Genomic DNA, 18,487 nt, shown 5'->3' on the forward strand with positions numbered 1-18,487 from the left:
TCTCCGCCTCAGTGGCGGTCGCGCCGCGGCGGCAGTGCCTGATCGGCGTTGTTGTTGCTGCTGGTCGACGTGTCGGTCGTGGTCGTCGTGGTCGTGTCGGTGCTGCTCGGATACACCGGTGTGCTCGGCTGCGTGGGCTGCGTCGTCTGGGCGGGCATGGGCGCGCTGACATCCGTCGCCGGCGAAGCGGGCGTGGCCTCGCTGAGGGGCTGGGCGGGCTGAGGCTCGATGCTGGCCACGGGCGGCGCGGCGGCGACCGGGGTTTCCGCAGGCATGGGCGTCGCGATGACGTCGGGGGCATTGGGCTGGCTCGTCGTGTCCAGCGGATTGGTGGGGGTGGCCTGGGCCAGCGTCGGGGTCGTGTCGGCGTCGCGAGACAGGCCGGCGGTTTCGTCGTTGGAGCGCGTGGACGCGCAGCCGGCGATGCCGATCACCAGGGTCGCCGTCGCCACGGCAACGGCTGTCGACAAGGGGTTGAATCTCTTGCTCATGATGAACTCTCCAGGGTTGAGGAAGCGGTTCACGCGGCAAACGCCGCCTGAGTGGGTGGGCAAAGCCCGTTCCCGTGCCGGAAGCACCCCCTGCCGGCAGAGCCCATCTGATGCCTTGCGCGCCGTCCCGTCAGTCGCCAGCCGATAAAAAACGATACAAAACGCGACCAAGCAAGCGCTTGATTGGCTTTACAGTCCGCCCCCATGCGTGCTGAAAAGCCTTCCTCGACCGCCCCCATGCCGCCGCGCGAGCGTCTGTTGCAGGAGGCCATGCGCCTGTTCGGCGAGCGTGGCTTCGACGCCGTGACGACGCGGGAGATCTGCGCCGCCGCCGGCGTCAACCCGGGCGCCATCCACTACCACTTCGGCGACAAGGACGGCCTCTACCGCGAGGTGCTGCGCCTGCCGGTGCAGGAACTGCAGCAGCAACTCACCGGTTTCGACGACTCCGACCTGAGCCTGCACGAATCCATCTGCCGCTTCCTGCGCCCCTTCCTGTTCGACGATGGCGCCTGCAGCGCCCAGATGTTCTTCCGCGAGATGCAGGCTCCGAGCCCCATCTTCATGGAGACGGTGGCCCAGGAAGTCGGCCCCATCTTCGACCGCTTCGCCCGCCTGCTGGGCCGCCACGCCGGGCTGGATGAGCCCACCGCCGCCATCCACCAGCTCGCCATGGGGCTGCAGGCGATGGCCCACGACTACTCGATGACGCGGCCGATGCTGGACGCCTTCCACCCTGAACTGCTGGCCGACGACCCCCAGCTCGAACGCACCTGCCACCGCCTCGCCGACTGGGGCTGCGCCCTCGTCGCCTACGAGCGCGACAAACACACCGCCCCATGAGATTTTCAAGACGTCTTCTCTTCGCCGCGCCCCTGCTGGCCCTGCTGACCGCCTGCATGACGACGCCGCCGGCCGCCGCGCCGGCCGCGACGGCCATTCCCGCCGCCTGGCGCTCGCCGCTGCCGCACGACGGCAGCACGGCGGCCCTCAACAATTGGTGGCGCGCCTTCGACGACCCGCTGCTGGCCCGTCTCATCGAGCGCGCCGAGAGCGGCAGCCCGACGCTGGCCGAGGCCGCCGCCCGCCGCCGCCAGGCCGAGGCCAGCGCCACCCAGGCCCGTGCCGCCCTGCTGCCCCAGCTGACGGCCAATGCCCAGGTCCAGCGCGGTCGCAACCTCAACGCCGTCCCCGGCATCAGCAGCCAGGGCAGCGCCCAGTTCAACGCGAGCTGGGAGATCGACCTCTTCGGCGGCCAGCGCGCCGCCGCTGCCGCGGAGAACCTGCAGGCCCAGGCCGCGACGTCGGACTGGCATGCCGCACGCGTCAGCCTGGCCGCGGACGTGGCCCAGGCCTATGTGCAACTGCGCCTGGCCCAGGGCCACGAGGAATCCACGGCGCTGGACACCCGGTTTGCCGAACAGATTGCCGGCTGGGCGCGCGAGCAGCAGAAGGCCGGCCTGATGAGCGCCAGCGACGCGGCCATCCTGAACACCGAACGCGCCGCGGCCTCCGCCGCTCGCAGCCAGTGGCGGGCCGAGGCCCAGATCGCGCTGCAGAGCCTGGCCCTGCTGTGCGGCGAGCAGGCCCAGGCCCTGGCCATGGAGCTGGCGCCGCCGGCCATCGCCGACGAAAAGTTCGAGCTGCGCCGCAGCCAGCCCAAGGCGCCGGGCTTTGACGTCAGCGCCCTGCCCGCCCAGTTGCTGGCCCAGCGCCCCGACGTCGCCGCCGCCCACCAGCGCTGGCTGGCCGCCACCCAGCAGCAGCGCAGCGTCGAGGCCCAGCGCTGGCCGCAGCTCAGCCTCGGCGCCCTGGCCGGCGAGTCGCGGCTGCGCGTCGGCGGTGCCAGCAGCAGCGCTTCGATGTGGGCCGTCGGCCCATCGTTGAGCCTGCCCTTGTTCGACGGGGGCCAGCGCAAGGCCCGTGCCGAGGGCGCGCAGGCCGCCGCCGACGAAGCCGCCGCGGCCTTGCAGGCGCGGTGGCAGACGGCGGTCGCCGAGGTGGAAGAAAGCCTGCAACGCGTCGCCGCCGGTGCCGAGCGCGAGCGCGAGATCGATGCCGTCAAGCGTGAATGGGAGGGCATCGCCCTGCGTTCCTTCTCCCAGGCCCAGGCCGGCCTGCAGAGCGGCGTGCAGCGCAACACCACCTTCCGCAACGCGCTGGTCGCCTACGACGCCGTGCTCAGCGTGCGCGCCGAGCACGCGCTGGCCTGGATCCGCCTTTACCGCAGCCTGGGTGGCGGCTGGACCGCCGACGCCCCCACGACGAACACGAACACCGCCTCCGCGCGCTGAACGCCATGAAGATCCGCATTCCTTTCCTGACCACCGCACTCACCGTCGCCCTTGCGGCGGCCTTTGTCGCTGCCCTGTCCAGCCCCGCCTTCGCCGCCGACGCCGCCAGCGCGGCGCCCAAGGCGGCGCTGACCGTCAAGCGCGTCGTCGCCCAGGCCGGCACCTGGCCTCAAACCCTCGCCGGTACCGGCTCCATCGCCGCCTGGCAGGAGGTCGTCATCGGCGCCGAGATCGGCGGCCAGCGCCTGGCTGCGCTGCTGGTCGACGTGGGCGACCGCGTCAAGAAGGGCCAGTTGCTGGCCCGCTTGAGCCCCGGCACGCTGGAGACGGATCTCGCCGCCAGCAAGGCCGCGCTGCTGGAGGCCGAGGCCTCGGGGCGTGAGGCGCATCAGACCGCCGAGCGCGTGAAGACGCTGCAGGGCAGCGAGGCGCTGTCGCCCCAGGCCATCGACCAGGCCCTGGCAGCCGACGCGGCCGCGCAGGCCCGCGTGGCTGCGGCCAGGGCGCGCGTGCAGGCCGACCAGTTGCGCCTGTCGTACACGCAGATCACGGCGCCCGACGACGGTGTCATCAACGCCCGCATCGCCACGCCCGGCGCGCTGGTGCAGCCGGGCCAGGAACTGTTCCGCCTGCAACGCCAGGGCCGCCTGGAATGGCGCGCCGAGGTGCCCGGCGCCGAGCTGGCCCAGCTCAAGGTCGGCCAGACGGTGCGTGTGCAGCCCAGCGGCGCTCAGGCCGTGGAAGGCCGCGTCCGCCGCGTCGCGCCGCAGATCGACCCGCAGACGCGCAACGGCCTGGTCTATGTGGACCTGAAGGCCGGCGAGGCTTTGCGTGCCGGCCTGTTCGCCCGCGGCGACTTCGTGCTCGGCGAGAGCCAGGGACTGACGCTGCCGCAGACGGCGGTGCTGCTGCGCGATGGCTTCAGCTATGTCTTCCGCCTCGACGGCAGCAAGGTGCGCGAGCAGAAGGTGCAGCTCGGCCGCCGCGAGGGCAACCGCGTCGAGGTCAAGTCAGGTCTCGCCGCAGGAGCTGCCGTCGTCGAGTCGGGCGTGGGCTTCCTCGCAGACGGTGACACGGTTCGCGTGGCGCAGTAAGGAGGCGCCACCATGTTCAACGTCTCCCGCTGGTCCATCGCCAACCCGGTGCCGGCCATCATGTTCTTCATCATGCTGACGGCGGCCGGGCTCTACGGCTTCAAGCAGATGAAGATCCAGCAGTTCCCCGACATCGAACTGCCCACCATCGTCGTCAGCGCCTCGCTGCCCGGCGCAGCACCCGCGCAGATGGAAACCGAGGTCGCCCGCAAGATCGAGAACTCGGTCGCCACGGCCCAAGGCGTCAAGCACATCTACACCAAGGTGCAGGACGGCATCGCCACCGTCACCGTCGAGTACCGCCTCGAGAAGCCGCTGCAGGAAGCCCTGGACGACACCCGCGACGCCGTCGCCAAGGTGCGCGCCGACCTGCCGGCCGATTTGCGCGACCCGGTCATCACCAAGATAAATCTGTCGGGCATGCCCATCCTGACCTACACGGTCTCGAGCAACCGCATGGACGACGAGGCCCTGTCCTGGTTCGTCGACAACCAGGTGACCAAGCGCATGCTGTCGGTGCGTGGCGTGGGCTCGGTGGCCCGCGTCGGTGGCGTCAGCCGCGAGCTGCGCGTGGAGATCGACCCCAGCCGCCTGCTGGCCCTGCGCGTCAGCGCCGCCGATGTGTCGCGCCAGTTGAAGCAGGTGCAGCAGGAGGCTCCCGGCGGCCGTGCGACGCTGGGCGGCTCCGAGCAGTCGCTGCGCACCATCGCCACCGTGCAGACGGCCGCCGAGCTGGCCGCGCTGAGCATCCCGCTGCCGGACGGTCGCCATGTGCGGCTGGACCAGGTCGCTGCCGTGACCGACACCCTGGGCGAGAAACGCGCCGGCGCCTTCCTGAACGGCAAGTCCGTCGTCGGCTTCGAGATCGTGCGCGCCAAGGGGGCCGGTGAGGTCGACGTGGCCGAGCGCATCCGCGCCGCGCTGGAAGAACTGAAGGCCGCCCACCCCGACATCACCGTCACCGAGGCCTTCAACTTCGTCGACCCCGTCATCGAGAACTACGACGGCAGCATGAAGCTGCTGCTGGAAGGCGCGGCGCTGGCCGTGCTGGTGGTCTTCCTGTTCCTGCGCGACTGGCGTGCCACCTTCGTCAGCGCCGTGGCCCTGCCGCTGTCGGCGATTCCGGCCTTCCTCATCATGTACTGGATGGGCTTCACGCTGAACGTCGTGACGCTGCTGTCGCTATCCCTCGTCATCGGCGTGCTGGTGGACGACGCCATCGTCGAGATCGAGAACATCATGCGCCACCTGACCATGGGCAAGACGCCGCTGGAAGCCGCCCGCGAGGCGGCTGACGAGATCGGCCTGGCCGTCATCGCGACCACCTTCACGCTGATCGCCGTCTTCCTGCCCACCGCCTTCATGAGCGGCGTGGTCGGCAAGTTCTTCGTGCAGTTCGGCTGGACGGCCTCCATCGCCGTGTTCTTCTCCCTCGTCGTCGCCCGCATGCTGACGCCGATGATGGCCGCCTACATCCTGAAGGCACCCAAGAAGCAGCACAAGGAACCGTTCTGGATGGCGACCTATCTGGGCTGGGCACGCTGGGCCTTCACGCACAAGGGCAAGACCCTGGCCATCGCCGCGGTCTTCGGCGTGGCCGCCTGCACGCCGCTGTTCATGGGCGCCATCCCCGGCGCCTTCATCCCGCCGGACGACCTCAGCCAGACGCAGATCAGCATCGAGCTGCCGCCCGGCAGCACCTATGAGCAGACGGCGGCCATCGCCGAACAGGCGCGCGCCGCCGCCGCTGCGCACAAGCAGGTCAAGCTGGTCTACACGGCCGTGGGCGGCGGCAGCGCCGGTGGCGACCCCTTCGCGATGAGCGGCGCGGCCGAGGCCCGCAAGGCCACGCTGACGCTGAACCTGACGGCACGCAATGAGCGCCGCGGCATCAGCAAGCAGCAGATCGAGCGCGAGCTGCGCGAGAAGCTGGAGAACATCGCCGGCGCCCGCATCAAGGTGACCTTCGGCGGCTCCAACGACAAATACCAGCTCGTGCTGGCGGGCGAGGACGGCGAGGCGCTGGCCGCCCATGCCGCCAAGGTCGAGAAGGAGCTGCGCGCCCTGCCCGGCATCGGCCAGGTGACGAGCAGCTCCAGCCTGCAACGCCCCGAGCTGATCGTGCGCCCCGACGCGGCACGTGCCGCGGACCTGGGCGTGTCGACGGCCGCAATAGCCGACACGCTGCGCATCGCCACGGCGGGTGACTACGACCAGCTGCTGCCCAAGCTCAACCTGAGCCAGCGCCAGGTGCCCATCGTCGTGCGCCTGCCCGACGCGGCCCGCGCCGACCTGGCCCTGCTCAGCCAGCTGACCGTGCCGGGCACGCATGGCCCGGTGCCGCTGCAGCAGGTCGCCGAGCTGACGCTGACCAGCGGCCCGGCCCAGATCGACCGCTTCGATCGCCTGCGCAATGTCAACTTCGAGATCGAACTGAACGGCATGCCGCTCAGCGAGGTGCAGGCCGCTGCCGCGGCCCTGCCCAGCATCGCCAACTTGCCACCCGGCGTCAGCAAGGCCGAGATCGGCGACGCCGAGGCCTTTGCCGAACTGGGCCAGGGCTTTGCGCTGGCGATGGGCACGGGCGTGGCCTGCATCTACATCGTGCTGGTGCTGCTCTTCCACGCCTGGGTGCAGCCGGTGACCATCCTGGGCGCCCTGGTGCTGTCCATCCCGGGCGCCATCCTGGCGCTGTTCGTGACCGGCACCGACCTGTCCATGCCGGCCATGATCGGCATGATCATGCTGATGGGCATCGCGACCAAGAACTCCATCCTGCTGGTGGAGTACGCCATCGTCGCCCAGCGCGAGCAGGGGCTGACGCGTCTGGAGGCGCTGCTGGACGCCTGCCACAAGCGCGCCCGGCCCATCGTCATGACGACGCTGGCCATGGGTGCCGGCATGATGCCGATTGCCCTGGGCTTCGGCACCGATCCGAGCTTCCGCGCGCCGATGGCCATCGTCGTCATCGGCGGGCTGATCACCTCGACCTTCTTGAGCCTCTTGGTGATTCCGGTGCTCTACGAGGTGGTGGACGACTTCATCCAGCGCTTCAGCCGCAAGCGCGGCAAGGCGCCTGCTGCGGAGGTGGCGCCTACCTGAGCCTCAGCCCGGCGGAACGTCAGCGTCCTCGACGTACTCGCCGGCCTCGTCGAGGCCGCGCGTGCCGACGATGAGGTAGGAGCAAGGGTTCACCGAACGGTTGGAGACCGTGTGGCCGTTGCGCACGCCGGCGGGCCAGCATGCGGAGTCGCCGGGCTGCAGCGTGTGGGCGCCATCGTCTTCCGTCACCGTCACCTCGCCACTGACGACGAAGAGGTACTCGTCGACGTGATGGTGCCAGTGGCGGATCGACGACTTGGCGCCTGGCTGCAAGACCTGCAGGGACACGCCGAACTGCGTGATGCCGCCGGCATCTCCGAGACGGGCGGTGTCAACGGTGCCCCAGCCGGGGCTGGAACGGGAATCGACGGGAACTGCGGCTTTGCGAACGATCATGCGGGTGCTTGCTAGGGAATGGGCCAGGCCTGCTCTGCGCAAGCCGGGCACACCATAGCGCAGCCCCGCTTCAACTCAGCCTGAACACGGCCACCGACTGCGAGAGTTCGTCGGCCTGCTGCTGCAGGCTGGCCGCGGCGGCGGCCGATTCCTCCACCAGTGCGGCGTTCTGCTGCGTCATCTGGTCGAGGTTGGCGATGGCCTGGCCGATCTGGCCAATGCCGGTGCTCTGCTCGCCGGTGGCATGGCTGATCTCGGACACGATGGAGCTGACCCGCGCGATGGCGTCAATGATCTCGTGCATGGTCTGACCCGCGCGGGCCACCAGCGCGGTGCCGCTGTCCACGCTCTCGCCGCTGCTGAGGATCAAGCCCTTGATCTCCTTGGCGGCCTCGGCCGAGCGCTGGGCCAAGGTGCGCACCTCGCCGGCAACAACGGCAAAGCCACGGCCCTGTTCGCCTGCTCGCGCGGCCTCCACCGCGGCATTCAGCGCCAGGATATTGGTCTGAAAGGCGATGCCGTCGATGACGGAAATGATGTCGCCAATCTTGGTTGACGACGCACTGATGCGGCCCATGGTCTGCACCACCTCGTCCACCACCGCGCCGCCGCGGCGTGCCACCTCGGCGGCGTCCGTGGCCAGCTTGTTGGCCTGGCGCGCGGATTCGGCGTTGTGCGTCACGCTGGCCGTCAACTCCTCCATCGCCGAGGCCGTCTCCTGCAGGTTGGACGCGGCCTGCTCCGTCCGGTTGCTGAGATCCTGGCTGCCGATGGCCACCTCGCGTGAGGCGGTGGCGATGCTGTCGGTGCTGCTGCGCACGCCGGTGACCACCTCGGCCAGCGAGTCCTGCATGCCCTGCACGCCACGCATCAGCGCGGCGGTCTCGTCGCGACCCTCGGCCTGCACGGGCTGACTCAGATCGCGACCGGCAATGCGCTGGGCACTGAGGACGGCGCGCGCCAGGGGCTCCAGGATGGAGCGGATGTTGAACACCGTGTAGGTGCCGATGACCAGAACGCCACCGATGATGACCAGCGTCAGGTCCATGCGGATGGCCTTCTCCTGCTGGTCGAGCACAGCAACCTCTTCGGCCGAATGCTTGTCGACCTTCTCGGTCATCTCGGCAAGCGACTTGTCCATCGACCGCACCGTGCCTTTGATCGGTTCCATCGCCTGATTGGCCGCCGCGGTGTCGCTGAATTCGCCCTTGGCCAGGCGGTCGGCGATGCCGTTGAAGCCGCCGCGGTAGTCCTGCAGCAGCTTGATGAGCTCGGCCGGCATCTGCTTGACGTCGGGCGCGATGTCCAGCTTGGCGACCGTGTTCAAGCTTTTGGAAACCTTCTCATAGGTTTCGCCCCATTCCTTGCGGTAGCGCTCGACGGCCTTGGCGTCGGCCAGGTTGATGAGCAAGTCCTTCTCGTAGCGCCGCAGGTTGCCGACACCAGCGCGTATATGGGCCAGTTGGGTCAGGGACTCGACGTCATTGTCGAGGTAGTGAACAAACTTGGCCTTGGCCAGCGACAGGCTCCAGAGCCCGTGCAGCCCGATCACCAGCATCGCCGCGATGGCGAGACCCGCCAGCGCGTAGAGCCGCGCCTTGATCGTGAAATTGCTGAGCTTCATCGCCACTCCTCATCACGAACGCAAGCCGCACCGGGCGGCACCGTCGTCCCTCGCAGCCGCAGCCCGCAGACCCAGGAATGATCACAGCGGCGTGATTTATTAGAGGTCGTGGCGCGAGACTAGTCCTTTGTCAGGCTGCCGCCAAGGGCTTAAGCCCCTGGGGTGGCGTCAGGCGACCACAGCTCACGCATGGCGGCCTCGAAGGCATCCCCCACCCGGGTGGGCGCGCGCCAGGGCCTGGCCCGGCCGGCCACCCAAACCGACTGCCAGGGCGAGCCATTGCTGCCGAAGACGACAGCATCCAGCAGGGCTTCGTCGGGCAGGCCGCGCAGGGCGTCGGCCTCGCGGTTCAGCACCAGCGCGTCAGCACGGGCGCCGGGCGTGAGGCCCCAGGCGGCGAAGCCGGCGGCACGGGCGCCGCCGTGCACGGCGGCGTCGAACAGCCTGGCCGCACTGGAGGGCTGGCTGCCCGGGGCGGACGCGACATTGCGCTGGCGCAAGGACAGGCGCTGGCCGTATTCCAGCCAGCGAACTTCCTCCACCCAGCCGCGCGTGACCTGGCTGTCCGAGCCCACCGTCAGCGGCACGCCCTGGGCCAGCCAGCGCGGCAGATCGGCCAGGCCGTCGCCGAGGTTGGCCTCGGTGCTGGGGCAGATGACGACGCCGGCGCCGCTGCGGGCCACGGCTTCGATCTCGGCGGGCTCGGTGTGGGTGGCGTGGACGAGCTGCCAGCGCGGGTCCAGATGACCCTCGTCGGCCAGCCACTGGATGGGGCGCTTGCCCGTGGCCTTCAGGCAGTCGACCACCTCGCCCGTCTGTTCGGCCACATGGATGTGGATGGGCAGATCGGCCGCGCCGACGAGCTCCTGCAGGCGGGCGATGTCACGCGGCGACGCACCACGCAGCGAATGCAGGGCCACGCCGGCGTTCACGCGCGGCAAGCCGGCGGCCAGCACGCGCTGGCTGGCGCGCCAGGCCCAGTCGGCGTCGGCGGCAAAGCGGTGCTGGTCGGGCCTCAAGCCCTCGGTGCCAAAACCGCTGCGCGTGTAGACGACGGGCAGCAGCGTCAGGCCGATGCCGACTTCCTCGGCGGCCGAAGCCAGGGCCCAGGCCATGTCGAGTTCGTCGTCGAAATGCTGGCCTTCAGCGGGATGGTGCAGGTAGTGGAACTCGCAGACCTGGGTGTAGCCGCCGCGCAGCATCTCGGCATAGAGCTGGCAGGCCACCGCGCGCAGCTGCTGGGGCGAGATGCGCAGGGCCAGCGCATACATGCGGTCGCGCCAGCTCCAGAAGTCGTCCTGGCCCGCTTCGCGGCGCTCGGCCAGGCCGACAAAGGCGCGCTGGAAGGCGTGGCTATGGGCGTTGACGAGGCTGGGGATCAGGGGACCGGCCAGCACCTCGGCATCGGCCGGTGCGGGCAGGTTGACGGTGATCTCGGACCAATGGCCGCTGGCGTCGACGGTCAGCAGCACGTCGCGCTGCCAACGGCCATCGACCCAGGCCAGGGGGGCGTGCAGTCTTTTCAGGGCTGCCATGCGAGCATCTCTTTCAACATCTTCTCGATCAGCGGCACCGCCTGGATGGCCAGTGCGTCGTCGTAGGCGCCGGCCGGGTCGCAGGTTTCGTCCATATAGCAGCGCTGGCACATCTCCAGCTGCACGGCATGCACGCCGCGGCCGGGCTGGCCATAGTGGCGGGTGATGTAGCCGCCCTTGAAGCGGCCGTTGACGACCTGGCTGAACTGCGTCTGGCCGGCCAGCAGCGCACCCAGGCGCTCGGTGATAGCTGGCGCGCAGGAGGCCCCATCGGCGGTGCCGAGGTTCAGCGCCGGCAGCTCGCCCTCGAACAGCCAGGGCAGCTCGGAGCGGATGCTGTGACCGTCGAAGAGCAAGGCATGGCCGTGGGCCGCGCGCAGGCGTTCGAGCTCGGCCGCCAATGCCTGGTGATAAGGCTGCCAATAGGCCTCACGGCGCGCAGCGATCTCGGTGGCGTCGGGCTCGGCACCGTCGCGGTACAGCGGGTCATCGCTGAAGAAGCGGGTGGGCACCAAGCCGGTGCCACCCTTGGCGCCCGGGTAGAGCGGCTGGTCGTCCGGCGGGCGGTTCAGGTCGATGACGTAGCGGCTGTAGCGCGGAACTATGAGGCTGGCGCCGAGCTTGTCCGCCAGCGGCCGGTAGAGCTGCTCCAGATGCCAGTCGGTGTCCTCGCTGGCCAGGGCGCGCGGCACCAGGCGCTCGGCCAGCTCCGGCGGAATGGCCGTGCCGACATGGGGCAGGCTGATCAGCAGCGGCACGCGGCCCTGCTGAAGTCGAAAAACGCTCATGACCCTCCCTGATATACCCGCTTTAGCAAGGGGTTATGTCCGAAGCATGCTGCCAGCTCGCGCGGATGAGCGCTATCCCAGACACAGAAGTCGGCCCGCTGGCCGGCGACGAGCTGGCCACGGTCGCTCAGCCCCAGCGCGCGGGCGCCGTTGACGGTCAGGCCGCGCAGGGCTTCCTCGGGTGTCAGCCGGAACAGCACGCAGGCCATGTTCAGCATCAGCAGCGGCGACAGCGTCGGCGAGCTGCCCGGGTTGTGGTCGGTCGCGATGGCGATGGGCACGCCGGCTTCGCGCAGCGCGGCAATCGGTGGCAGCTGGGTCTCGCGCAGTGCATAGAAGGCGCCGGGCAGCAGCACGGCGACGGTGCCGGACTTCGCCATGGCGGCGATGCCGGCCGGGCTCAGGTATTCGAGGTGGTCGCAGCTCAGCGCCCGGTAGGACGCGGCGAGCTCGGCGCCGCCCTGGTCGCTGAGCTGCTCGGCATGCAGCTTGACGGGCAGGCCCAGGCGCCTGGCAGCGTCGAACACGCGGCCCACCTGGGCCGGGCTGAAGGCGATGTGCTCGCAGAAGGCGTCGACAGCGTCGACCAAGCCTTGCGCGTGCAGGTCCACCAGCCAAGTGCACACGGCCGCGATGTAGTCGTCGGCGTCGGCGAACTCGGGTGGCAGGGCATGGGCGGCGAGATAAGTCGTGCGCACGTCGACACCCAAGCAGCCGAGCTGGCGCGCGACGCGCAGCATGCGGGCCTCGGTGGCGGCGTCCAGGCCGTAGCCGGACTTGACCTCCACCGTCGTCACGCCTTCGCTGATGAGAGCCCGCGCCCGCTTGGCGGCCGAAGAGAGAAGCTCGGCTTCCGTCGCGATGCGCGTCGCAGCCACCGTCGACTTGATGCCGCCGCCGGCCTTGGCGATGTCGGCATAGCTCGCGCCGTGCAGGCGCTGCTCGAACTCGTGGGCGCGGCTGCCGCCGTAGACGAGATGGGTGTGACAGTCGACGAGGCCCGGCGTGACAAGGGCGCCGTGCAGCTCGACGACGTCATCGGCGCGTGGCGCCTCGGCGCTGGGCCCGACCCAGTGCAGCAGGCCGTCGTCGCCGACGAGCAGCGCGCCGTCGTCGATCAGGCCCCAGCCGCTGTCGCCCGCCAATGTCGCGAGGCGGCCGCCGCGCCAGAGCTTCATGCCGTCATTCCTTCATTCCTCATCGCCCCAGGTCAACCACCAGGCATTGCCCTCGCCGGTGAAGACGCAGCTCTGCCCCACCGGGTCCTCGCACCAGGCCAGCGTCAGCGGCGCCATCGGCATGGCGCGGTGACCGTGCTCGAGCAGGCCGCCGTTGACGGTGAACAGGCCCACCCAGGGCGTCTTGGGCAGCAGCACATGGTGGGCCGACTCGACCTCCAGGTTGCCGCGCCTCTCCATCACGTTGAAGACGTCCGTCGCGCCCTTGATGAGCTCGGCCTCGGGGGCCAGGCCACCGTCGAAGCGCAGCGGCTCGTCGCCGACGCTCTGCGGCCAGTCGAACAGCCGCAGGCCCGCGCCGCGGATGACGGCGAGCCAGCGGTGCACGCCGGGGAAGGCCGAGAACGGCCCGTCACGCTCGACGCGCGCGACGCTGATGCGCACCGCCCAGTCATGGGCATGCGGCCAGGCGAGCAGCTCGCGCGTCGTGCCGCCCTCGTTCTTCCAGGCCTGCGGCTCGACGTCGGCCGCGCTGACCTTGCTCCAACTCATGTTCTTGTCCTTGCGCTCTTGGCTGTACAGGCAACCGCGCATTTTCCGCAGCTCTGTACGGCGCGGCTCATGCCGCGAAGCTCCCTTGCAATTGGTAACGTACCCCGGGGTGCGTCAGTTTCACGCTGGTTACGGCCACGCCGCGGCTGTAAGTGATGCGCTTGACGACCAGGCAGGGGTCGCGGCGGTTGATGCCGAGCAGCTTGGCCTCGACCTCGCCGGGCAGGGCTGCCTCGATCATGTAGCGCGCCTCGGACAGCGGCGCCACGTCGAGCAGGTAGTGGGTCGGCGTGATGCGCGTGAAATCCTGCGCCAGATAGTCGGGCGCGCTGGCCGGGTTGACGGCGCGCTCCTCGCATTGGATGGCGACCCCGTTCTCCAGATGCACGATGAGGCTGAGGAACAGCGGCGCGCCGCGCTTGAGGCCCAACTCGACGGCCTGCTGCGGCGTGGCCTTGCCCTTCACCAGCGCGTGGACGCGTGCCTCATGCGTGCCACCGCGCTCGACGATCTCCTCATGCACATCACGCACGTTCAGCGTCGACGAGATGCGGTGCAGCTGGGCCACGAAGCTGCCCACACCCTGGACCCGCTCGATCAGCCCTTCCTGCACCAGCTCGCGCAGGGCCCGGTTCACCGTCATGCGGCTGACTTCGAACTGCGCGACAAGGGCACCTTCGCTGGGCAGCAGATCGCCGGCCACCCAGTGGCTGCTGGCGATGCCTTCACGCAGATGGTTCTTGACCTTGAGGTACTGGGGTTCGGGGCTGGCCGGGCTTCTGGACATGGCGCCATCCTAGTTGACTTGACTTGTATATACAACTAGAGTTCGCCGCACTTTCAGGAGTACCCCATGCCCGCCCTGCCCCGCCCTGTCAAAGCCCCCACCGGCACCCAGCTCAGCTGCAAGAGCTGGCTGACCGAAGCGGCCTACCGCATGCTGCAGAACAACCTCGACCCCGCCGTGGCCGAGAACCCGGACGCCCTGGTGGTCTATGGCGGCATCGGCAAGGCGGCGCGCAACTGGGAAGCCTTCGACGCCATCTGCCAATCGCTGCGCGAGCTGAACGACGACGAGACCCTGCTGATCCAGTCGGGCAAGCCGGTGGGCGTGTTCCGCACCCACCCGGATGCGCCGCGCGTGCTGCTGGCCAACTCCAATCTGGTGCCGGCCTGGGCCAACTGGGAGCACTTCCACGAGCTGGATCGCAAGGGCCTGATGATGTACGGCCAGATGACGGCTGGCAGCTGGATCTACATCGGCAGCCAGGGCATCGTGCAGGGCACGTATGAAACCTTTGCCGAAGCCGCACGCCAGCACTACGGCGGCGTGGCCAAGGGCCGCTGGGTGCTGACCGCCGGCCTGGGCGGCATGGGCGGCGCCCAGCCGCTGGCCGCCACCTTCGCGGGCTTCTGCTCGCTGAACATCGAATGCCAGCAGTCGCGCATCGACTTCCGCCTCAAGACCCGCTATGTGGATGAGCAGGCCTTCGACCTGGACGACGCGCTGGACCGCATCGCCAAGTACACGGCCGCGGGCGAGGCCAAGTCCATCGCGCTGCTGGGCAATGCCGCGCGGCTGATCCCGCAACTCGCCGAGCGCTGCAAGCAGGGCACGGCCATCAAGCCCGACCTCGTCACCGACCAGACCTCGGCCCACGACCTCATCCACGGCTATCTGCCGGCCGGCTGGACTGTCGAGCAGTGGAAGGCGGCGGCCGCCGACCCGGCCCAGCACGCCGAATTGAAGGCGGCTGCCGCCAAAAGCTGTGCCGACCATGTGAAGGGCATGCTGGCCTTCCAGCAACTGGGCATCCCGACGGTGGACTATGGCAACAACATCCGCCAGGTCGCCAAGGACCAGGGCGTGGCCAATGCCTTCGACTTCCCCGGCTTCGTGCCCGCCTATGTGCGGCCGCTGTTCTGCGAGGGCAAAGGCCCCTTCCGCTGGGTGGCACTGTCGGGCGACCCCGAGGACATCCGCAAGACGGATGCGAAGCTGAAGGAGCTCTTCCCCCAACACGCCGCCCTGCACCGCTGGCTGGACATGGCCGCCGAGCGCATCGCCTTCCAGGGCCTGCCGGCACGCATCTGCTGGCTGGGCCTGGGCGAGCGCCACATCGCTGGCCTGGCCTTCAACGAGATGGTGAAAAACGGCGAGCTGAAGGCGCCCATCGTCATCGGCCGCGACCACCTGGACAGCGGCTCCGTCGCCAGCCCGAATCGCGAGACCGAGGGCATGAAGGACGGCTCGGACGCCGTGTCCGACTGGCCGCTGCTGAACGCCTTGCTGAACACCGCCGGCGGTGCGACCTGGGTGTCGCTGCACCACGGCGGCGGCGTCGGCATGGGCTATTCCCAGCACTCGGGCGTCGTCATCGTCTGCGATGGCACGGACGCCGCGGCCAAGCGCATCTCGCGCGTGCTGTGGAACGACCCCGCCACCGGCGTCATGCGCCATGCCGATGCGGGCTACGACACCGCCGTCGAATGCGCCAAGAAGAACGAACTGAACCTGCCTTCCCTGTGAAGTTTTCTATGAAACTCATCCCCGGACAACTGACGCTGCCTCAACTCGCCGACATCGCCGCCGGCCGCGCTGCGCTGCAGCTCGAAGACTGGTCGGCCGTCGACAAGAGCGCCGCCCTCGTCGCCGCCGCCGCTGCCGGCGATGCGCCGGTCTATGGCGTCAATACCGGCTTCGGCAAGCTGGCCAGCACCCGCATTGCCAAAGACCAGCTCGCCCAACTGCAGCTCAACCTGATCCGCAGCCATGCGGTCGGCGTCGGTGCACCCATGTCGCCCGAAGTCATGCGGCTGATGCTGGCCACCAAGGCCGGCAGCCTGGCGCGCGGCTTCTCAGGCGTGCGCCGCGAGGTGGTGCAGTCGCTGCTGGACGCCTTCAACGCCGGCTTCATTCCCTATGTGCCCTGCCAGGGCTCGGTGGGCGCCAGCGGCGACCTGGCGCCCCTGGCCCACATGACGCTGGCCCTGATGGGCGAAGGCGAAGCCCTGGTGGCTGGTCAGCGCATTCCGGCGCGCGACGAACTGGCCCGCCTGGAGCTGCAACCCCTGACGCTGGCCGCCAAGGAAGGCCTGGCCCTCATCAACGGCACCCAGGCCAGCACGGCCCTGGCCCTGCATGCCCTGCTGCGCTTCGAGGGCCTGTTCGCGACGGCCCTGGCCAGCGGCGCGATGACGCTGGACGCAGCCCGCGGCAGCGATGGCCCCTTCGACGCCCGCATCCACGAGGTGCGCGGCCAGCCCGGCCAGATCGAGGTCGCCGGCGTCTATCGCGAGCTGCTTGCGGGCAGCGCCATCCGCCAGTCGCACCGTGAAGGCGACGAGCGCGTGCAGGACCCGTACTGCCTGCGCTGCCAGCCCCAGGTCATGGGCGCCTGCCTGGACCAGGCCCGCCACACGGCCGCCGTGCTGGTACGCGAGGCCAATGCCGTGACGGACAACCCGCTGGTGTTCGATGACGTGATGGTCTCGGGCGGCAACTTCCACGCCGAACCGGTGGCCTTCGCGGCCGACAACCTGGCCCTGGCCATCGCCGAGGTGGGCGCCATCGCCGAGCGCCGCATCGCCATGCTGATCGACCCGGCCATCTCGCGCCTGCCGCCCTTCCTGACGGCCGACGCCGGCCTGCACAGCGGCTTCATGATCGCCCACGTGACGGCGGCGGCCCTGGCCAGCGAGAACAAGAGCCTGGCCCACCCGGCCAGCGTCGACAGCCTGCCGACCAGCGCCAACCAGGAGGACCATGTCTCCATGGCCACCTTCGCCGCGCGGCGCCTGCACGCCATGATCGACAACACCAGCCACATCGTCGCCATCGAGATGCTGGCCGCGGCCCAGGGCATCGACTTCCTGCGCCCGCTGCAGAGCTCGGCGCCGGTGGAGGCCCTGCACACGCGGCTGCGCGCCGACTGCGCCAGCAGCCCGGCCGACCATTACCTGGCGCCCGACATCGAGCGCGCGGCGGCCCTGGTGCAGGCTGGTGTGCTGGTGTCGCCCCACGCGCCACGCTTCGTGGCCTGATGGCTTTTGGCAGGCCATGCCGCCGCGGCTATCGTGGCGGCATGCGCCTGTTCCTCGCCTCCCTGCTGCTCGGCCTGTTCGCCACGCCCTTGCTGGCGGACACGAGCATCCGCTTTGACATCGACCTGACCGCCGAGATCGCGGCCGGCCGCTTCGACCCCGCACGCGACCGCCTTGGCCTGCGCGGCAACGCCGCGCCGTTGAGCTGGGACCGGTCCCTGCCGGCCGCGGCCGGCGCCGCGCCGGGCCGCTACCGGCTGCAGCTGACGCTGCCCGACGACGCGGTAGGCGGCCAGCCGCTGGCCTACAAGTTCCGCATCGAGCGCGGCGCCGGCCAGGACGGCAGCGATGGCTGGGAGCCGGGGCGCAACCACACCGTGCTGCTCAAGGGTGGCGAGATCACGGTGGCGCGTGCGTTCGGCGCGCCAGCCGGCGACGTGCCCCTGTCGCGCGTGGGCACGATAGAGCGGCTGGGCCTCATCCCTTCCAGCCACGTCAAACCGCGCGAGGTGCAGGTCTGGCTGCCGCCGGGCTACGCGGAGCATCCCGAAACCCGTTATCCGGTGCTCTATCTGCACGATGGCCAGAATGTCTTCGACGCCCAGGCCGCCGGGGCCGAATGGCAGGTCGACGAAGCGGCGCAACGCGGCGTGGCGTCGGGCCGCCTGCGGCCCTTCATCGTCGTGGCGGTGTCCAGCGTGGATGCCACCCGCTGGGACGACTACACGCCCACGGTCGTTTCAGCCGTACCGCCGGGCCAGACGGCATTGGAACGGCGCGGTGGCGGCGCGCCGGCCTATGCGCGCTTCCTCGTGGAAGAGCTGAAGCCCGCGATCGACGCGCGCTTCCGCACGCGGCGCGGCTCGGCGGACACGGCCGTGGGCGGGTCGTCCCTGGGCGGGTTGGTGTCGATGTGGCTGGCCCTGCACCGGCCTGAGACCTTCGGCGCGGCCCTGGTGGTGTCGCCCTCGGTCTGGTGGGACGACCGCTTCATCCTGCGCGACGCAGCCGCCACGACGCCCACGCCACGCCCGCGGCTGTGGCTGGACATGGGCGCGCAGGAAGGCGACCAGGCGGTGCAATTCGCGCGTGAGCTGAACGAGCTGCTGCGCCGGCGCGGCTGGAGCGATGGCACTCTGCGCTTCATCGAGGACGCCCAGGGCCGCCACGACGAGGCGAGCTGGGCGCGCCGCGTGCCGGCCATGCTGGACTTCCTGTACCGCGCCGACGCAAAGACCGCTTCACCATGACGCGGCGTTGGTGCCGCCGCACCACCTGATTTCCCTACGCCTCCAGCTCGGCACGGTCTGTCGAAATTCTTTACAAAAGAAACAAGAAGTGTCTCCCGAGCCAGGTCTTGTCCCCATGAAAAGGGACATGTGGCCCGTT

15 protein-coding genes are annotated in these 18,487 nt (G+C 69.7%); 7 read left to right on the plus strand and 8 right to left on the minus strand.

The annotated features are described in order from the left end of the window. Positions 1–8: 8 nt before the first annotated feature. Positions 9–491: a hypothetical protein gene (locus AC1DW3_RS17335; protein WP_477933122.1), complete on the minus strand. Its 483-nt coding sequence runs from the start codon at positions 489–491 to the stop codon at positions 9–11. Positions 492–695: 204 nt separating this feature from the next. On the opposite strand from AC1DW3_RS17335, the gene AC1DW3_RS17340 reads away from it, so the two are divergent. From AC1DW3_RS17340 to AC1DW3_RS17355, 4 genes are read left to right on the plus strand one after another with little or no spacing between them, the layout of a single operon-like run. Beyond that, the gene (locus AC1DW3_RS17340; RefSeq protein WP_477933124.1) at positions 696–1,334 is read left to right on the plus strand and encodes a TetR/AcrR family transcriptional regulator; all 639 of its coding nucleotides are present in this window, start codon (positions 696–698) and stop codon (positions 1,332–1,334) included. Next, positions 1,331–2,785, plus strand: coding sequence for an efflux transporter outer membrane subunit (locus tag AC1DW3_RS17345; RefSeq protein WP_477933126.1), 1,455 nt, complete (start codon positions 1,331–1,333; stop codon positions 2,783–2,785). The genes AC1DW3_RS17340 and AC1DW3_RS17345 overlap by 4 nt, the downstream gene beginning before the upstream one ends. 5 nt (positions 2,786–2,790) lie before the next feature. After that, complete coding sequence (locus AC1DW3_RS17350) at positions 2,791–3,879, plus strand: efflux RND transporter periplasmic adaptor subunit (RefSeq protein ID WP_477933128.1); 1,089 nt, start codon at positions 2,791–2,793, stop codon at positions 3,877–3,879. 12 nt (positions 3,880–3,891) lie between these two features. Then, the gene (locus AC1DW3_RS17355; protein ID WP_477933131.1) at positions 3,892–6,981 is read left to right on the plus strand and encodes an efflux RND transporter permease subunit; all 3,090 of its coding nucleotides are present in this window, start codon (positions 3,892–3,894) and stop codon (positions 6,979–6,981) included. A gap of 3 nt (positions 6,982–6,984) precedes the next feature. Here the strand turns inward: AC1DW3_RS17355 and AC1DW3_RS17360 are convergent, their stop codons facing one another. The 7 genes from AC1DW3_RS17360 to hutC form a co-directional block, all read right to left on the minus strand. Further along, positions 6,985–7,377, minus strand: coding sequence for a cupin domain-containing protein (locus AC1DW3_RS17360; protein ID WP_477933133.1), 393 nt, complete (start codon positions 7,375–7,377; stop codon positions 6,985–6,987). Positions 7,378–7,447: 70 nt separating this feature from the next. Next, complete coding sequence (locus AC1DW3_RS17365) at positions 7,448–9,001, minus strand: methyl-accepting chemotaxis protein (RefSeq protein WP_477933135.1); 1,554 nt, start codon at positions 8,999–9,001, stop codon at positions 7,448–7,450. A gap of 149 nt (positions 9,002–9,150) precedes the next feature. After that, the gene (gene hutF / locus AC1DW3_RS17370) at positions 9,151–10,536 is read right to left on the minus strand and encodes a formimidoylglutamate deiminase (protein WP_477933137.1); all 1,386 of its coding nucleotides are present in this window, start codon (positions 10,534–10,536) and stop codon (positions 9,151–9,153) included. After that, positions 10,524–11,324 carry an N-formylglutamate deformylase gene (hutG, locus tag AC1DW3_RS17375; RefSeq protein ID WP_477933139.1) on the minus strand — a complete coding sequence of 267 codons (801 nt, stop codon included), beginning with the start codon at positions 11,322–11,324 and terminating at the stop codon, positions 10,524–10,526. The genes hutF and hutG overlap by 13 nt, the downstream gene beginning before the upstream one ends. Further along, complete coding sequence (hutI, locus tag AC1DW3_RS17380) at positions 11,321–12,502, minus strand: imidazolonepropionase (RefSeq protein ID WP_477933141.1); 1,182 nt, start codon at positions 12,500–12,502, stop codon at positions 11,321–11,323. Before hutI ends, hutG begins: the two co-directional genes overlap by 4 nt. A 12-nt stretch (positions 12,503–12,514) precedes the next feature. Further along, on the minus strand, positions 12,515–13,054 hold the full coding sequence (locus AC1DW3_RS17385) for a HutD/Ves family protein (RefSeq protein ID WP_477933143.1): 540 nt from the start codon (positions 13,052–13,054) through the stop codon (positions 12,515–12,517). Between the two features lie 67 nt (positions 13,055–13,121). Beyond that, on the minus strand, positions 13,122–13,841 hold the full coding sequence (hutC, locus tag AC1DW3_RS17390; RefSeq protein WP_477933145.1) for a histidine utilization repressor: 720 nt from the start codon (positions 13,839–13,841) through the stop codon (positions 13,122–13,124). A gap of 66 nt (positions 13,842–13,907) precedes the next feature. On the opposite strand from hutC, the gene hutU reads away from it, so the two are divergent. The 3 genes from hutU to AC1DW3_RS17405 are packed head-to-tail and all read left to right on the plus strand — an operon-like array spanning position 13,908 to position 18,348. Beyond that, a complete protein-coding gene (hutU, locus tag AC1DW3_RS17395) occupies positions 13,908–15,584 on the plus strand; it encodes a urocanate hydratase (RefSeq protein ID WP_477933147.1) in 1,677 nt (558 codons plus the stop codon). 8 nt (positions 15,585–15,592) lie between these two features. Continuing rightward, positions 15,593–17,098 carry a histidine ammonia-lyase gene (hutH, locus tag AC1DW3_RS17400; protein ID WP_477933149.1) on the plus strand — a complete coding sequence of 502 codons (1,506 nt, stop codon included), beginning with the start codon at positions 15,593–15,595 and terminating at the stop codon, positions 17,096–17,098. A gap of 41 nt (positions 17,099–17,139) precedes the next feature. Beyond that, a complete protein-coding gene (locus tag AC1DW3_RS17405; RefSeq protein ID WP_477933151.1) occupies positions 17,140–18,348 on the plus strand; it encodes an alpha/beta hydrolase in 1,209 nt (402 codons plus the stop codon). The last annotated feature ends 139 nt before the right edge of the window (positions 18,349–18,487 follow it).

It is taken from the genome of Roseateles sp. P2_H4, from assembly GCF_056403315.1.

Excerpts from the sequence above, each read along its gene's own strand:
- AC1DW3_RS17360 (WP_477933133.1), bottom strand. The coding sequence starts at position 7,377 with ATGATCGTTCGCAAAGCCGCAGTTCCCGTCGATTCCCGTTCCAGCCCC.
- hutF (WP_477933137.1), bottom strand. The coding sequence starts at position 10,536 with ATGGCAGCCCTGAAAAGACTGCACGCCCCCCTGGCCTGGGTCGATGGC.
- hutI (WP_477933141.1), bottom strand. The coding sequence starts at position 12,502 with ATGAAGCTCTGGCGCGGCGGCCGCCTCGCGACATTGGCGGGCGACAGC.
- AC1DW3_RS17345 (WP_477933126.1), top strand. The coding sequence starts at position 1,331 with ATGAGATTTTCAAGACGTCTTCTCTTCGCCGCGCCCCTGCTGGCCCTG.
- hutU (WP_477933147.1), top strand. The coding sequence starts at position 13,908 with ATGCCCGCCCTGCCCCGCCCTGTCAAAGCCCCCACCGGCACCCAGCTC.
- hutC (WP_477933145.1), bottom strand. The coding sequence starts at position 13,841 with ATGTCCAGAAGCCCGGCCAGCCCCGAACCCCAGTACCTCAAGGTCAAG.
- AC1DW3_RS17340 (WP_477933124.1), top strand. The coding sequence starts at position 696 with ATGCGTGCTGAAAAGCCTTCCTCGACCGCCCCCATGCCGCCGCGCGAG.
- hutG (WP_477933139.1), bottom strand. The coding sequence starts at position 11,324 with ATGAGCGTTTTTCGACTTCAGCAGGGCCGCGTGCCGCTGCTGATCAGC.
- hutH (WP_477933149.1), top strand. The coding sequence starts at position 15,593 with ATGAAACTCATCCCCGGACAACTGACGCTGCCTCAACTCGCCGACATC.
- AC1DW3_RS17350 (WP_477933128.1), top strand. The coding sequence starts at position 2,791 with ATGAAGATCCGCATTCCTTTCCTGACCACCGCACTCACCGTCGCCCTT.
- AC1DW3_RS17335 (WP_477933122.1), bottom strand. The coding sequence starts at position 491 with ATGAGCAAGAGATTCAACCCCTTGTCGACAGCCGTTGCCGTGGCGACG.
- AC1DW3_RS17385 (WP_477933143.1), bottom strand. The coding sequence starts at position 13,054 with ATGAGTTGGAGCAAGGTCAGCGCGGCCGACGTCGAGCCGCAGGCCTGG.
- AC1DW3_RS17355 (WP_477933131.1), top strand. The coding sequence starts at position 3,892 with ATGTTCAACGTCTCCCGCTGGTCCATCGCCAACCCGGTGCCGGCCATC.
- AC1DW3_RS17365 (WP_477933135.1), bottom strand. The coding sequence starts at position 9,001 with ATGAAGCTCAGCAATTTCACGATCAAGGCGCGGCTCTACGCGCTGGCG.
- AC1DW3_RS17405 (WP_477933151.1), top strand. The coding sequence starts at position 17,140 with ATGCGCCTGTTCCTCGCCTCCCTGCTGCTCGGCCTGTTCGCCACGCCC.